Genomic DNA, 14,755 nt, shown 5'->3' with positions numbered 1-14,755 from the left:
AACGGACATCGATGACCCTCATCACGACCGCGACCGCCAGGCTGGCCGACATCGCCGTCGAGACGGACCGTACCGACGCGGTGCAGTCCTTCGTCAAGCAGGAGACCGTCCTGGTCGACCTGGAGACGGCGGACGGCCTCACGGGCACCGGCTACGCCTACACGATCGGCACCGGCGGCAGCTCCGTACTGGCCCTGCTGCGCGACCATCTGCTGCACGCCCTGGTCGGGCAGGACGCCCGCAACGTCGAGGCCCTGTGGCAGCGGCTGTTCGCGCTGACCCGGGCGACCACCACCGGAGCCATCACCTCCCTCGCGCTCGCCGCCGTGGACACCGCCCTGTGGGACGTGCGCTGCAAGCGGGCGGGCGAGCCGCTGTGGCGGCTGGCCGGCGGACACCGCCAGGAGGTCCCGGTCTACGACACCGAGGGCGGCTGGCTCCATCTGAGCACCGAGGAACTGGTGAAGAGCGCCCTGCGGGCCCAGGAGGCGGGCTGGGCGGGCGTCAAGATCAAGGTGGGCCGGCCGCACCCCGCCGAGGACGCGGAGCGACTGGGCGCCGTGCGCGAGGCCGTGGGCCCCGCGCTGCACATCATGACCGACGCCAACCAGTCCCAGACCGCGTCCTCGGTACTCCGCCTGGCGGCCGCGCTGGAGCCGTACGCGCCCTACTGGCTGGAGGAGCCGCTCCCGGCGGACGACATCAGCGGGCACGCCCGGCTCGCCCGGGCCACCGGGATACCCGTGGCCGTCGGCGAGTCCATGTACTCGCCGGCACAGTTCCGGAGTTACCTGGAGGCCGGTGCCGCCTCCGTCGTCCAGGTGGACGCCGCCCGGATCGGCGGCATCACCCCGTGGCTGAAGGTCGCGCACCTGGCGGAGAGCCACAACGTGATGGTCTGCCCGCACTTCCTGATGGAGCTGCACGTCAGCCTGGCCGCCGCGGTGCCCAACGGCCGGTACGTGGAGTACATCCCGCAACTGCGGGCCGTGACCCGGACCGAGCTCACCATCCGCGACGGCATGGCGGTGGCGCCGGACGTGCCGGGCATCGGCATCGACTGGGACCGGGACGCCCTCGACGACCGGAGGGTGGCATGACGACGTCCGTCAGCCCACCGGACACCGTCCCGGAGGAGAGGACAGCCGGTCACCGCATGCCGTTCTGGGTCAACCAGCGGCTCGGCCTGCTCGTCCTGGTCATCGCGCTCGGCGTCCTGTTCGGCGTGCTACGGCCGGCCTTCCTCGACCAGCGCCTGGTGCTCTTCCCGCTGCTGCGGGACGTCGCCACGCTGACCGTGGTGGCGCTCGCCCAGATGGTCGCCCTGTCCGTGGGACACATGAATCTCGCGGTGGGGCGGATGGCGGCGTTCGGGGCCATGTTCGCGGGCCTCGGCTACGACCGGCTCCATCTCCCCATGCAGGCCGGGCTGTTGCTGTGCCTGGCCGCCGGTGCGGCGATCGGCGCGGTCACCGGCTGGCTGATCGCCCGCACCGGGGTGAGCTCCTTCGTCGTCACGCTGGCGATGGACTTCGCCCTGCTGGGCCTGGTCTCCCTGCTGTACTCGGCCCTCACCGAGGACGCCGCCTTCACCACCCGCCCGGCCGGCATCGACGCGCTGCGGTCCTACTCCCTCGCCGACATCTGCGTCGGACCGGTCTGCGGCTCGCCGGCCGTCCCGCAGCTGGCCCAGTTCACCGTGTACGCCATGCTCGGTCTCGGTTTCCTGTACGGCTGTACGCGCATCGGCAGGGAACTGCTGCTCACCGGGGCGAACCCGGCCGCCGCGGAGCTGTCCGGGATCCCCACCGGACGCCGGGTCCTGCTGGCCCACACCCTCTCCGGGCTGCTCGCGGCGCTCGCCGGTTTCATGGCCGCCGCCGGGACGGGCACGTTCCGCGCCTCCATCGGCGACGACTTCATGCTGCCGTCCTTCCTGGGCGCGGTGCTCGGCGGCACCCTGCTCACCGGCGGGGTGGTCTCCGTCCTGGGCACGCTGCTCGGCACCGCGCTGGTCGGTGTGATCCGCAAGGGGCTCGACCTGCTCGGCGTCGGCCTGGAAAGCCTCAACATCTATCTTGGCTGCATCCTCCTCCTTGCCCTGTCGGCCGACCGTATCCGCACCGTGGTGTCCTATCGCAAGGTGGTGCGCTCCACATGAGCACGATCCGCGATCAGCAGAGCCGTGCGGCCGCGGTGCTGCACCGGTTCTCCCGCACGACGACGGCCATGCTGCTGCTGGTCGTCGTGGCCGGCTCGGTGGCGCTGGAGGTGGCGTCGTCGGGCTCCTTCTTCGAGGGCCCCTCGGTACGGGTCTTCCTGCAGTACCTGGCCACGCCCATCCTGATCGGTCTGGCGCAGATGGTGGCGCTGTGCGTGGGCCAGCTCAATCTCGCCGTCGGCGCCCTGGGCGGCTTCACCGCCTGTCTGACGGGGGTGCTCATGGCCGATCACGGGGTGCCGGCCGTGGTCGCCGTGCCGGTGGGCCTGCTGACGGCGACCGCCGTCGGCCTGGTGACCGGCATCGTCATCGTGGCCACGCAGATCAACGGATTCATCGTCACGCTCGCCACCATGACGATCCTCCTCGGCGCCCAGTACCGGCTCACCGGCACCCGTACCGTCGACGCCTACTCACCGGCCCTGCGCGACCTCGGCACGGCGGCGCCGCTGAACGTCCCGCTCGTCTTCGTCACGGCGATCGTCGCGGCGATCCTGCTGGGCGGGTTCGTGTACCGGACGGTCGCGGGACGGCGGCTGCTGGCCGCCGGTGGCAATCCACTGGCCGCCCGGCTGTCCGGGATCTCCACCGACCGGCAGATCGTGGTCGCGCACACGCTGTCCGGACTGCTGGTCGGGGTGGCCGCCGTGACGGCGACCGCCTCGCTGCCCGGCGTCAACCGCAGCGTCGGCGGTGACTGGCTGCTACCGAGCTTCGCGGCGCCGATCATCGGCGGTGTCGCGCTGACCGGCGGCTCCATCGCCGTGTTCGGGACGGTGCTGGCGGCCTTCGTGACCCGGCTCATCGACGCGGCACGCGCCCAGTTCTCGCTGGACCCGAGCTGGGTGAACCTCCTGATCGGGCTGGTCGTGCTCGGCACGGTCGCCGGCGGGCACCTGCACCAGACCCGGCTGGCGAAGACCACGCCGTCTCCGCGGCCGGGAGGTGCGCGGTGAATCCGGTCCTTCTCGAATGCCGCGACCTGGTCAAGGTCTTCCCCGGGGTCCGCGCGCTGGACGGCGTGGGGCTGCGGCTCACCGCCGGCAGTGTGCACGCGCTCCTCGGGGAGAACGGCGCCGGCAAGTCCACCCTCATCAAGGTCCTGACCGGGGTGCACGCCCCCGACGGCGGCACCCTCGCCTGGTGCGGCGAACAGGTGCAGCTCCGCTCGCCGTTGGAGGCGACCCGCACCGGCATCGGCGTCGTCCACCAGGAACGCAACCTGATCCCGGGCTTCTCGGTGGCCGAGAACATCACCCTGCAGAAGCCGCCCGCGCGCCGCGGGCTGGTGGACCACGCGGCCATGACCGAACCGGCCCTCAGCTGCCTGACCGAGTTGGGCGTCGACCTCGACCCGGACCGGCCGGTTCGTGAACTGTCCGTCGCCCAGCAGCAGTTGGTGGAGATCGCCAAAGCCCTGTACACCGAGAGCCGGGTGCTGCTCCTGGATGAGCCCACCGCCTCGCTGTCCCCCGAGGAGACGGAGCGCCTGTTCGAGGTGGTCCGGCGGCTGGCCGAACGCGGCGCCTGTGTGGTGTTCGTCAGCCACAAGCTGGAGGAGGTGTTCGCCGTCTGCGACACCGTCACCGTGCTGCGGGACGGGAGGTCGGTGCTGGAGTCCGCGCCGCTGGCCGAGCACACCCACGACGACATCGTGAGCCTCATGGTGGGCCGCGCCCACGCGGCGGCGGAGATGCGCCCGCGCACGGTCGACCGGTCAGCCGCGCCGGTCCTGGAGCTGGACGCGGTCGCCACCGCCGGCGGGCACCGGGACATCAGCCTGGCGGTACGGCCCGGGGAGATCGTCGGTCTGTACGGGCTGGTCGGCGCCGGGCGGAGCGAGCTGGTCAAGGCGGTGCTAGGCCTGGGCCGGGTCACCGGCGGGGAGGTGCGGGTGCACGGCAGGCCGGCCCGGATCGCCTCGCCGCGTCAGGCGCTGCACGAGTTCGGCATCGGGTACGTGACCGAGAACCGCAAGGAGGAAGGCGTCTTCCTGGAGCAGCCGATCGTCCGCAACATCACGGTGACGGTGTGGCGGAGGCTGGCCAGGGCGTTCGGGTTCGTCCCGGCGGCCGAGGAGCGCGCGGTCGCCCAGGACCTCGTCGGCCGGCTCGGCATCCGGATCACCGGCCTCTCGCAGAACGCCGGTGAACTCTCCGGCGGCAACCAGCAGAAGGTCAGCCTCGCCAAGTGGCTGGCCGCCGACACCCGGCTGCTGATCGTGGACGAGCCGACGGTGGGCGTGGACGTCCGTACCAAGCGTGCCTTCCACGAGCTGATCTGGGAGCTGGCCGGCGCCGGCCTGCCCATCCTGCTGATCAGCAGCGACCTCGCGGAGATGGTCACCCTCGCCGACCGGATCGTGGTCATGACGGACCACCGCGTCCGCGGCGAGCTCGACAACGACCGTGACTACGAGCGGATGAGCGGCCGGATCATCCGCCTGATCCACGCCCAGGACCCGGTGCGCTCGTGAAGTGCGGGGCGCCCGGGGTCAGGGAGTAGCCGGCGGCTCGGGGGCGTCCTCGCCCGCGCGGCCGCCCTCGCCGTCGCCCTCGGCGACCTGTCGTTCCATGCTGCGGGTGAGGTGGTCGGTCATCGCCTCGGCCGCCCGCGCGGGGCTGCGGCGCAGTACGGCCCGGACGATCCGCTCGTGCTCGGCGACGGTCGGGCCGCCGGCGCCGACCACCTTGCTGAGCCGGAAGATGTGCAGGTGGGCGTGGAGGCGTTCCACCGCGTCCTCGAGGAGCGGGCGGTGCGCGGCCTGTCCGATCGCCTCGTGGAAGCGCTGGTCGAGCGCGGCGAAGTCGCGGTAGGACGCGTACCGCCCGTTCGGGCTGGGCTGGGCCTGCATCTCCTCGACGATCCGTTCGAGCTGGTCGAGCTGGTCCTCGGTGGCGTTGGTGGCGGCCAGGGCGGCGGCCCGGGGCTCCAACAGCAACCGCATCTCGAAGAGTTCGGCGAGGCCCTGACGGGTCAGCAGCTCCGTGGCCCGGTATCCGGACAGCGCGCGCTTGACCACCAGTCCGTCGGACTCCAGCCGGGCCAGGGCCTCGCGGACCGGGGTGGGCGAGACCTTGAGGGTGCGGGCGAGCGCGTCGATGCCGACGCGGGCGCCGGGGGCGATCTCGTGGTCCATGACCATCGCCTTGATGCTCTCGTACACACTGTCCGACAGCGCCTGCCGGACGGGAGGCGGCCCGTCGTGCTCCTCGCCCTCGGCCGGGGCCCCGGCCGCGGAAGAGCTGTGCGACGGCATCCCGGCTCCTCGTCCTCAAGGCCTCTGTGTCGTCCACAGTTTACCCAGGTGGGCGGGGTGAGAGGCGTGAAAGTCCTGATCACGCACGGCAGCCGCGGCATCAGGTCCGCCACCCTTCTCACCGCCACCTCGCACTGGTGTGCTAAGACCCTGTCTATGGAACCCGAGCCGATCACCCCCGCCACCCCACGGCCCGTGCGGCGGCCGACCCAGGTGCAGGGCTGGCACGAACTCACCTTTCTGCACTGGCCGGTGGCGCCGGAGCGGGTGGCCGGGCTGCTGCCCGCCGGCACCCGGCCGGACACGCTGGACGGGGTCAGCTACGTCGGCCTGGTCCCCTTCCTGATGCGGGGCGTCGGCCTGGGCCCGGGACCCGGGCTGCCGTATCTGGGGACCTTCTGCGAGACGAACGTACGGCTGTACTCGGTGGACGAGAAGGGCCGGCGCGGGGTGGTGTTCCGGTCCCTGGACGCGGCCCGGCTGCTCCCCGCACTGGGGGGCCGACTCGGATTCCGGCTGCCGTACCTCTGGTCCTCGATGCGGCTGCGCCGCGAGGGCGAGACGATCACCTACACCTGCCGGCGACGGGGCCGCCCGGCCACCGGTAGCCGGGCGGTCGTACGGATCGGGCCGCCGATCGCCGAGCCGTCGCCGCTCGAGCACTTCCTGACCGCGCGCTGGGGGCTGCACGCCACCTGGCACGGGCGCACCATGCACCAGCCGGCCGAGCACCCGCCCTGGCCGCTGCACCGTGCCGAACTCCTCGATCTGGACGACGAGTTGGTAGCAGCGGCGGGCCTGCCCGCACCTGCCGGGCCGCCGGTCAGCGTGCTCTGGTCGCCGGGCGTGAAGGTGCGGTTCGGGCGGCCCACGCTGTCCCGGCACGCCAGGTAAAGAACTCGTATGGTCTAGTCCAAAGTGCGCTTTGGTCCAGTCCAATCTATTGACGTGCTCGCGACACCTCCGGAAGCTGGGGCACACCCTCACCTCCCCCGCCCCCTGGAGGCACCAGTGAGACCCCTTCGCGCATGTCTGGGCGCGGCGGCCGCCGTCACCCTCGCCGCCGCCGGCACGACCGCGCTCGTCGCGAGCAACGCCTCGGGTGCGACCACCGCGCTGAGCAACCGGTGGTACGCGGCCGCCCCCTACCTGATGCCACTGGACAACAACCCGCCGAACGCGGCCACCATCATGGACGCCACCGGCCTCAAGGCCTTCCAGCTGGCATTCGTCCTGGCCCCCAACGGCGGCGGCTGCTCCCCCACCTGGGGCGGTACGGCGGCGGTCTCCTCGGACACCGCCGTCCAGTCGGTCATCAGCACCATCCGCGCCAAGGGCGGCGACGTCTCCGTCTCGATCGGCGGCTACGGCGGCACCAAGCTGGGCCAGACCTGCGCGGACGCCGCCTCCACCGCGGCGGCCTACCAGCAGGTCATCACCAAGTACGGACTGCACGCGATCGACTTCGACCTGGAGGAGCCGGAGTACGAGAACACCGCGGCGATCAAGAACGAGATCGGCGCCGCGAAGATCCTCCAGCAGAACAACCCGGGCCTGTACGTCTCGGTCACCACCGCCGGCACGGCGGACGGGACCGGCTGGTTCGGCAAGCAGATGCTGCTGGAGGCGAAGTCCCAGGGGTTCACGCCGAACAACTTCTCCATCATGCCGTTCGACGGCGGCTTCGGCGGGGCGGCGGCGCAGACCAGCGCGCTCACCAACTTCAACGCCATCCTGCAGTCCACCTTCGGCTGGGACCAGGCGACCGCCTACGCCCACGAGGGCTTCTCCGGGATGAACGGCCGCAGCGACAGCGGCGAGTACTTCACCCAGGCCGACTTCCAGACGGTGCTCGACTACGCCACGAGCCACAACATGGACCGCTTCACGTTCTGGTCCCTGAACCGCGACCGGCAGTGCACTCCGGCCGACAACAACGGCACCACGTCCGGGACCTGCTCCAGCGTGGCACAGAGCGACTGGGACTTCGCCAAGTACTCGGTGAGGTTCGCCGGGGTCACCCCGCCGACCGGCACGCCCACCCCCACGCCGACCCCGACCCCGACCCCGACCCCGACCCCGCCGTCCACCTCCTGCAAGACCGCGTGGAGTTCGACGGCGGTGTACACGGCCGGCAACGAGGTCTCGTACAACAGCCACAACTGGAAGGCCAAGTGGTGGACCCAGAACGAGGTGCCCAGCGCCTCGGAGTGGGGCCCCTGGCAGGACGAGGGCGCCTGCTGAACCTCTTGACGGGATTGGTTCGGACCTTTAGCTTCACGGGTCATCGACGGTTATGGATGCGTCCGGAGTTCACGCACATGAACACCCTGCTGAGTTCCGGACGCACCCTCCTCCGAAAGGACCCCCCCCATGAACCGTTCCCGGCTGCTCGCGGCTCCGGCCGCCGCGGGCCTCACCCTCGCCCTCGTCCTGCTCACCGGCGGCAGCGCGGGCGCCGCGGACCCGAGCAAGGCGCCCGGCGGCAACTTCGACCTGTCCATATGGCAGCTCCAGGAGCCGGTCGGCTCCCCCGGCTCGCCGACCACCATCCCCTCGTCCCGGCTGCAGGGTGCCAACGGCTACCAGGACGCGTACTTCTACACCGACACCCGCGACGGCGCGATGACCTTCTGGGCGCCCGAGAAGGGCGTCACCACGCCGAACTCCAACTACGCCCGCTCCGAGCTGCGCGAGATGAACCGCGACGGCAGCGCGGCCAACTGGTCGCTGAGCGGCAGCCACAGGATGAGCGCGACGCTGCGGGTGGTCTCGGTGACCAAGAACGTGTGCGTGGGCCAGATCCACCTCGGCACCGGCGGCTCCTCCACCAAGCCCCTGCTGGAGCTGTACTACCACTCCAACGGCGACATCGTCCTCGGCACCGAGAACTCCCCATCCGGCGGCCAGACCACGCACAACGTGGGCCACGTGTCGATCGGCAAGACCTGGACCTACACCATCGCCGTCTCCGGCGGGAACACCATCGACCTGACCGTCAACGGCACCACGACCCACTACGCCATCCCGTCCTCCTTCAACCCGTACAAGCAGTACTTCAAGGCGGGCTCGTACAACCAGTCGTCCTCCGACAGCACGACCAACGGCGCCCGGGTCGCGTTCTACGGCCTGACCGTCAATCACGGCTGAGTTCGACCGCACCCCTCTGGCGGAGGCGGTGACTCCGCCGCACGATGGACATGCCGTCCGCGCCGCGGGCCGGACGACGGGAGGACTCGTGACGCAGAGCTGGGGACCACGTCCTCCCGTCCCTGCCGACGACGCCGAGTGGCGGCCCGCGCTGGACATCCCGGCACCCGGGCCGCAGCGCCGCTGGACGGTACTGCTGCGCTGGCTGCTGCTGATCCCGCAGTTCGTCGTCGTCTGCCTGCTGGGCATCGCCGCGTTCTTCGTGACGGTGGCCGGCTGGTTCGCGGCGCTCGTCCTGGGCCGGCTGCCCGACGGGATCGCCGGCTTCCTGGGCAGGTACCTGGCGTACGAGACCCGGGTGGCGGCCAGCTCCATGCTCCTGGTGGACCGCTATCCGCCGTTCGCCCTGACCGCGCCGGAGTACCCGGTGCAGATCGAGCTGCGGCCCACCACCCTGAACCGGCTCGCGGTGCTGTTCCGGCTGATCCTGATGATCCCGGCGGGGATCGTCGCCAACTTCGCGGCGGCGGGCTGGTTCGCGATCGGCTGGATCTTCTGGATCACGGGGATCGTGCTGGGACGGCTGCCCGGGCCGGTCTTCGGGGCGACGGCGGCGGTCGCCCGCTACCGGATGCGGTTCGGCGCCTACGCCGGCATGCTGACGCCCGTCTATCCCAAGGGTCTGTTCGGCGACCAGCCGGCCGCCAAGGCGCGGGAGGCCCGCTCCGCGACCCGGCCGCTGCTCCTGGACACCACCGCGAAGGTCCTCGTCTGGCTGTTCCTGGTGCTCGGCCTGCTCACCCAGGTCTTCTCCCGCTCAACCGCCGACTACGACGACAACGGCCTCGCGAACCCGGCGCAAGTGGTACATCCGGCGGGACGGTCGTAGCGTCGAAGGGAAGGAAATACGGCGGAACTGGTGGGAGCGACCATGCGCAGACCAGTGGTGGGAACGGCGATCGGACTCGGGGCGGCCCTGCTGCTCACGGCGGGCATGACGACGGCTTCCGCGACTCCGCCGACACCGGCCGCGTCGCAGGCGGTCCAGCACCCGGTGCTCGTCGACTGCCTCTGGCACCAGCGGTTCCGGCCGACCGACTTCCTGCTGGCCTGCGGCGACGGCAACAGCCTGCTGACCGGCATGCGTTGGACCCAGTGGAACGACAACACGGCGGTCGGCAACGGCGTGAACGCGGTGAACGACTGCAAGCCGTACTGCGCGGCCGGCCACTTCCACAAGTACGCGGTGACGGTACGGCTCGACCGGCCGACGGCCTGGACGAAGCATCCGAACGTGCAGCAGTTCACGCGGATGAGCCTGAACTACGCCGGCGCCAAGCCGGAGGGATACACACAGGTCATGAACTACCCGCTGTGGAACTGAGCGGGACCGTCACCCGGCTGCACGGCAAGCGGGGCCACGCCGTGCGCCGGGCGGGCGACGTCCCGGCCGGGGCTGCCCCGGGCCGGGACCGGCGGGCCGTCATGTTGGTGTGACCGGTACGCCGGAGCTTCGCGCTCCCGTCGAAAGAGGTCACATGCCCCGATTTCTCCGCCCGGCCGCCGTCGCCCCGGCCGCGATCGCGATCGGCCTGCTCGCGGCGGCTCCCGCCGCGAGCGACGAGCCGGTCCTCTCCAGTCCGCACGTCATCGCGCACTTCGACCTGGCCGCCGGGCAGACGCCCGAGAACGTCGTCACCGAGCGGGGCGGCTCGGTCGACGTGACCTTCGCGTTCGCCCGGCAGGTCGCCAAGGTCACCCGGGAACGCAGGGTCCGGGTACTGGCCACCCTGCCCGCCGAGGACCACCCCCGCACCTCCCTGATGGGCGGCGCCGTCACCCTCGGCCTGGCCCGCGCCCACGACGGGACGCTCTACGTCAACTACGCCACCGGCACCGACCGGACCGGCGTCTGGCGCGTCCCGGCGGGCGGCGGCACACCCGAGCGGATCGCCCAGCTGCCGTCGGACAGCGTGCCCAACGGCCTGGCCCTCGACGAGCGGCACGGGGTGCTCTACGCCGCCGACTCGGCGCTGGGCACGGTGTGGCGCATCCCGCAGGCCGGGGGCACGCCGACGGCCTGGGCCAAGGGCGCCGAACTCCGCGGGCTCCCCGCGCCGGCCAGCGGCTTCGGCGCGAACGGGATCAAGGTGCACCAGGACGCGGTCTGGGTGACCAACAGTGACCGCGGGACGCTGCTGCGCATCCCGGTCGGCGCCGACGGTTCGGCCGGGGCGACCCAGACCCGGGCGACCGGCCTCACCGGCGTCGACGACTTCGTCTTCCCCGGTCACTCGGACGTCGTGCTCGCCGCGCTGAACACGTCCAACGAGGTCGTCATGGTCCGCCCGGACGGCACCCGCAGCACCGTCCTCACCGTGCAGGAGGGCCTGTCCAACCCGACCTCGCTGGCCGTGAACGGCCGCGATCTGTTCGTGGCGGGCGGTGCCTACTCCACCCAGCGGGACCCGAACCTTCTGAAGGCGCGGCTGCGCGCCCACTTCGCCCGCTCATGACCGAGGAGGGGAGGCCCGGCACCGGCCGGCCCTCCCCTCGCCCTGGTGCCGGCGGACTCAGGCGATCTCGACCAGCAGGTCGCCGCCCTCGACCTGCTGGATGCGGTTGATGGCGAGCCGGGAGATCCGGCCGGCCTTCGAGGCGGTGATGGTGGCCTCCATCTTCATGGCCTCGATGGTGGCCACCGTGGCGCCCGCCTCGACCTCCGCGCCCTCCTCGACGGCGAGGGTGACGACTCCGGCGAAGGGGGCGGCGACATGGCCGGGGTTGGCGCGGTCGGCCTTCTCGGTGGCCGGGATGTCCGAGGCAGCCGCCCGGTCGCGGATCTGGATGGGCCGCAGCTGGCCGTTGAGGCTGGACATCACCGTGCGCAGACCGCGCTCGTCGGCCTCGCCGATCGCCTGGAGCTCGATGAGCAGCCGGACGCCGGGCTCCAGGTCGACCGCGTACTCCTTGCCCGGGCGCAGGCCGTAGAAGAAGTCCTTGCTGTCGAGGACGCTGGTGTCGCCGTAGGTCTGGCGGTGCGTCTCGAACTCCCGGGTCGGGGCCGGGAACAGCAGCCGGTTCAGGGTCGTGCGGGGGTCCTTGGCGAGGCCCTCACGGTCCTCGGTGCCCAGCTCCGGTGCCGGCTTGGCGGCGCCGCGGCCCTGGAGCGCCTTGGTGCGGAACGGCTCGGGCCAGCCGCCGGGCGGAGTGCCCAGCTCGCCGCGCAGGAATCCGATGACCGAGTCGGGGATGTCGAACTTCTCGGGGGTCGCCTCGAAGTCCTCCGGCTGCACCCCCGCGCCGACCAGGTGCAGGGCCAGGTCGCCGACCACCTTCGAGGACGGGGTGACCTTCACCAGCCGGCCGAGGATCCGGTCGGCGGCCTCGTACATCGCCTCGATGTCCTCGAAGCGGTCGCCGAGGCCGAGGGCGACGGCCTGGGTGCGCAGGTTGGAGAGCTGGCCACCGGGGATCTCGTGGTGGTAGACGCGGCCGGTCGGGGAGGCGAGGCCCGCCTCGAAGGGGGCGTAGACCTTGCGGACGCTCTCCCAGTACGGCTCCAGGTCCTCGATCGCCCGCAGGTCGAGCCCCGTGGGACGCTCCGAGTAGTCGGTCGCGGCGACGATCGCCGACAGCGAGGGCTGCGAGGTCGTACCTGCCATGGAGGCCACCGCGCCGTCCACCGCGTCCGCGCCCGCCTGGATCGCGGCCAGGTAGGTGGCCAGCTGGCCGCCCGCCGTGTCGTGGGTGTGCAGGTGGACGGGGAGGTCGAACTCCTGGCGCAGCGCCGAGACCAGCTTCGCGGCGGCGGGGGCGCGCAGCAGGCCCGCCATGTCCTTGACGGCGATGATGTGCGCGCCGGCCTCGACGATCTGCTCGGCGAGCCGCAGGTAGTAGTCGAGGGTGTAGAGCCGCTCGTCCGGGTTGGAGAGATCGGCGGTGTAGCAGAGGGCGACCTCGGCGACCGCGGTGCCGGTCTCCCGTACCGCCTCGATGGCGGGGCGCATCTGGCCGACGTCGTTGAGGGCGTCGAAGATGCGGAAGATGTCGATGCCGGTGGCGGCGGCCTCGTGGACGAAGGCGTCGGTCACCTCGGTCGGGTACGGCGTGTAGCCGACGGTGTTGCGGCCGCGCAGCAGCATCTGGAGGCAGATGTTGGGCACGGCCTCGCGCAGGGCGGCCAGCCGCTCCCAGGGGTCCTCGGCGAGGAAGCGGAGCGCGACGTCGTAGGTGGCGCCGCCCCAGCACTCCAGGGAGAGCAGTTCGGGCAGGGTGCGGGCGACGACCGGGGCGACGGCGAGCAGGTCCCTGGTGCGCACGCGGGTGGCGAGCAGGGACTGGTGGGCGTCGCGGAAGGTGGTGTCGGTGATGCCGATGGTCGGCGACTCGCGCAGCCGGCGGGCGAAGCCCTCCGGGCCGAGCTCGACCAGGCGCTGCCGCGAGCCCGCGGGCGGCTCTCCGGCCGGCAGCGGGGGCAGCTTGGTGGTCGACTCGATCAGGTGGGGGCGCTCGCCGTGCGGCTTGTTGACGGTGACGTCGGCCAGATAGGTGAGCAGCTTGGTGCCGCGGTCGGCGGAGGAGCGGGCGGTGAGCAGGTGCGGGCGCTGCTCGATGAACGAGGTGGTGATCCGCCCGGCCTGGAAGTCCGGGTCGTCCAGGACGGCCTGGAGGAAGGGGATGTTGGTGGCCACACCGCGGATGCGGAACTCGGCGACGGCACGCCGGGCGCGGCCGATGGCGGCCTTGAAGTCCCGGCCCCGGCAGGTGAGTTTCACCAGCATCGAGTCGAAGTGGGCGCTGATCTCCGTACCGGCGTGGGTGGTACCGCCGTCGAGGCGGATACCGGAGCCGCCCGGGGAGCGGTAGGCGCTGATCCGGCCGGTGTCGGGGCGGAAGCCGTTGGCGGGGTCCTCGGTGGTGATACGGCACTGGAGGGCCGCGCCGTGCAGCTTCACCGTCTCCTGCGACAGCCCGAGGTCGGCCAGGGTCTCGCCGGAGGCGATGCGCATCTGGGCCTGGACCAGGTCGACGTCGGTGACCTCCTCGGTGACCGTGTGCTCGACCTGGATACGGGGGTTCATCTCGATGAAGACGTGGTTGCCGTGCGGGTCGAGGAGGAACTCGACGGTGCCGGCGTTGCGGTAGCCGATCTCGCGGGCGAAGCGCACCGCGTCCGCGCAGATGCGGTCGCGCAGTTCGGGATCGAGGTTGGGCGCGGGGGCCAGCTCGATGACCTTCTGGTGGCGGCGCTGCAGCGAGCAGTCCCGCTCGAAGAGGTGAATGACGTTGCCCTCGCCGTCGGCGAGGATCTGCACCTCGATGTGGCGCGGGTCGACGACCGCCTTCTCCAGGAAGACGGTCGGGTCGCCGAACGCGGAGGCCGCCTCCCGGGAGGCCTGTTCGATGGACTCACGCAGCGCGGCCGGGTCCTCGACCCGGCGCATGCCGCGGCCGCCGCCGCCGGCGACGGCCTTCACGAACACCGGGAAGCCGATCTCGTCGGCGGCGCGGACCAGTTCGTCGATGTCGTTGGAGGGCTGCGAGGAACCGAGCACCGGTACCCCGGCGGCGCGGGCGGCGGCGACCGCGCGGGCCTTGTTGCCGGTCAGCTCCAGCGTCTGGGCGCTCGGCCCGACGAACGTGATGCCCGCCTCCTCACAGGCGCGGGCGAGTTCCGGATTCTCGGAGAGGAAGCCGTAACCCGGATAGACGGCGTCGGCCCCGGCCCGCCGGGCGGCGGCCACGATCTCCTCGACGGAGAGGTAGGCCCGTACCGGATGTCCTGGTTCCCCGATCTCGTAGGCCTCGTCGGCCTTCAGCCTGTGCAGCGAGTTGCGGTCCTCGTGGGGGAACACGGCGACCGTGCGCGCGCCCAGTTCATAGGCCGCGCGGAAAGCGCGGATGGCGATCTCTCCACGGTTGGCGACCAGCACCTTGCGGAACATCCCTGGATCCCTTCAGCCTGCCGGCGACGAACACCATGGTGTCAGCCGCGCCCTGCCGTAGCCCGCGCAACATTAGGGGTTGCCCGGACCGGCTGAAGTGCGAAAACCATCACATTGACGTCGCTGAGCAGTTCGGCGGGTCGGCCGCGTGACTTATGGGGTTTCGGGGAACACGAC

General features: G+C 71.6%; 13 protein-coding genes. 11 read left to right on the top strand and 2 right to left on the bottom strand.

The window, feature by feature from the left end; all coding sequences use genetic code 11:
* Positions 1–11: 11 nt before the first annotated feature.
* From ACZ4N4_RS39530 to ACZ4N4_RS39515, 4 genes are read left to right on the top strand one after another with little or no spacing between them, the layout of a single operon-like run.
* Positions 12–1,100 carry a mandelate racemase/muconate lactonizing enzyme family protein gene (locus ACZ4N4_RS39530; protein ID WP_467598127.1) on the top strand — a complete coding sequence of 363 codons (1,089 nt, stop codon included), beginning with the start codon at positions 12–14 and terminating at the stop codon, positions 1,098–1,100.
* Complete coding sequence (locus tag ACZ4N4_RS39525; protein ID WP_467598124.1) at positions 1,097–2,161, top strand: ABC transporter permease; 1,065 nt, start codon at positions 1,097–1,099, stop codon at positions 2,159–2,161. Before ACZ4N4_RS39530 ends, ACZ4N4_RS39525 begins: the two co-directional genes overlap by 4 nt.
* A complete protein-coding gene (locus ACZ4N4_RS39520; RefSeq protein WP_467598121.1) occupies positions 2,158–3,177 on the top strand; it encodes an ABC transporter permease in 1,020 nt (339 codons plus the stop codon). The genes ACZ4N4_RS39525 and ACZ4N4_RS39520 overlap by 4 nt, the downstream gene beginning before the upstream one ends.
* A complete protein-coding gene (locus ACZ4N4_RS39515; RefSeq protein WP_467598119.1) occupies positions 3,174–4,697 on the top strand; it encodes a sugar ABC transporter ATP-binding protein in 1,524 nt (507 codons plus the stop codon). Before ACZ4N4_RS39520 ends, ACZ4N4_RS39515 begins: the two co-directional genes overlap by 4 nt.
* 18 nt (positions 4,698–4,715) lie before the next feature.
* On the opposite strand, the gene ACZ4N4_RS39510 is transcribed toward ACZ4N4_RS39515, so the two are convergent.
* A complete protein-coding gene (locus tag ACZ4N4_RS39510) occupies positions 4,716–5,480 on the bottom strand; it encodes a GntR family transcriptional regulator (RefSeq protein ID WP_467598116.1) in 765 nt (254 codons plus the stop codon).
* A gap of 156 nt (positions 5,481–5,636) precedes the next feature.
* On the opposite strand from ACZ4N4_RS39510, the gene ACZ4N4_RS39505 reads away from it, so the two are divergent.
* The 7 genes from ACZ4N4_RS39505 to ACZ4N4_RS39475 all read left to right on the top strand — a co-directional run bounded on the left by ACZ4N4_RS39505 (position 5,637) and on the right by ACZ4N4_RS39475 (position 11,146).
* Positions 5,637–6,374, top strand: a complete 738-nt coding sequence (locus ACZ4N4_RS39505; protein ID WP_467598182.1) for a YqjF family protein — start codon at positions 5,637–5,639, stop codon at positions 6,372–6,374.
* Positions 6,375–6,491: 117 nt separating this feature from the next.
* Complete coding sequence (locus tag ACZ4N4_RS39500) at positions 6,492–7,724, top strand: carbohydrate-binding protein (protein ID WP_467598113.1); 1,233 nt, start codon at positions 6,492–6,494, stop codon at positions 7,722–7,724.
* 129 nt (positions 7,725–7,853) lie between these two features.
* Positions 7,854–8,630 carry a polysaccharide lyase family 7 protein gene (locus tag ACZ4N4_RS39495; protein ID WP_467598110.1) on the top strand — a complete coding sequence of 259 codons (777 nt, stop codon included), beginning with the start codon at positions 7,854–7,856 and terminating at the stop codon, positions 8,628–8,630.
* An 88-nt stretch (positions 8,631–8,718) separates the two neighbouring features.
* Complete coding sequence (locus tag ACZ4N4_RS39490; protein ID WP_467598108.1) at positions 8,719–9,519, top strand: DUF4389 domain-containing protein; 801 nt, start codon at positions 8,719–8,721, stop codon at positions 9,517–9,519.
* A gap of 42 nt (positions 9,520–9,561) precedes the next feature.
* A complete protein-coding gene (locus ACZ4N4_RS39485; protein WP_467598105.1) occupies positions 9,562–10,014 on the top strand; it encodes a hypothetical protein in 453 nt (150 codons plus the stop codon).
* The gene (locus ACZ4N4_RS39480; RefSeq protein WP_467598102.1) at positions 10,005–10,127 is read left to right on the top strand and encodes a hypothetical protein; all 123 of its coding nucleotides are present in this window, start codon (positions 10,005–10,007) and stop codon (positions 10,125–10,127) included. The genes ACZ4N4_RS39485 and ACZ4N4_RS39480 overlap by 10 nt, the downstream gene beginning before the upstream one ends.
* Positions 10,128–10,168: 41 nt before the next feature.
* Positions 10,169–11,146 (top strand): SMP-30/gluconolactonase/LRE family protein, encoded by a 978-nt coding sequence (locus ACZ4N4_RS39475; protein WP_467598099.1) that lies wholly within the window; start codon positions 10,169–10,171, stop codon positions 11,144–11,146.
* A gap of 57 nt (positions 11,147–11,203) precedes the next feature.
* Here ACZ4N4_RS39475 and ACZ4N4_RS39470 read toward each other — a convergent pair whose 3' ends face one another.
* Positions 11,204–14,578 carry a pyruvate carboxylase gene (locus ACZ4N4_RS39470; protein WP_467598096.1) on the bottom strand — a complete coding sequence of 1,125 codons (3,375 nt, stop codon included), beginning with the start codon at positions 14,576–14,578 and terminating at the stop codon, positions 11,204–11,206.
* Positions 14,579–14,755 lie beyond the last annotated feature (177 nt).

Source organism: Streptomyces sp. NPDC026538 (assembly GCF_055567535.1).
Note: the sequence above shows the minus strand (reverse complement) of the source record. Positions and strands in the feature narration are given on the sequence as shown.

Excerpts from the sequence above, each read along its gene's own strand:
- ACZ4N4_RS39510 (WP_467598116.1), bottom strand. The coding sequence starts at position 5,480 with ATGCCGTCGCACAGCTCTTCCGCGGCCGGGGCCCCGGCCGAGGGCGAG.
- ACZ4N4_RS39495 (WP_467598110.1), top strand. The coding sequence starts at position 7,854 with ATGAACCGTTCCCGGCTGCTCGCGGCTCCGGCCGCCGCGGGCCTCACC.
- ACZ4N4_RS39530 (WP_467598127.1), top strand. The coding sequence starts at position 12 with ATGACCCTCATCACGACCGCGACCGCCAGGCTGGCCGACATCGCCGTC.
- ACZ4N4_RS39520 (WP_467598121.1), top strand. The coding sequence starts at position 2,158 with ATGAGCACGATCCGCGATCAGCAGAGCCGTGCGGCCGCGGTGCTGCAC.
- ACZ4N4_RS39475 (WP_467598099.1), top strand. The coding sequence starts at position 10,169 with ATGCCCCGATTTCTCCGCCCGGCCGCCGTCGCCCCGGCCGCGATCGCG.
- ACZ4N4_RS39485 (WP_467598105.1), top strand. The coding sequence starts at position 9,562 with ATGCGCAGACCAGTGGTGGGAACGGCGATCGGACTCGGGGCGGCCCTG.
- ACZ4N4_RS39470 (WP_467598096.1), bottom strand. The coding sequence starts at position 14,578 with ATGTTCCGCAAGGTGCTGGTCGCCAACCGTGGAGAGATCGCCATCCGC.
- ACZ4N4_RS39525 (WP_467598124.1), top strand. The coding sequence starts at position 1,097 with ATGACGACGTCCGTCAGCCCACCGGACACCGTCCCGGAGGAGAGGACA.
- ACZ4N4_RS39505 (WP_467598182.1), top strand. The coding sequence starts at position 5,637 with ATGGAACCCGAGCCGATCACCCCCGCCACCCCACGGCCCGTGCGGCGG.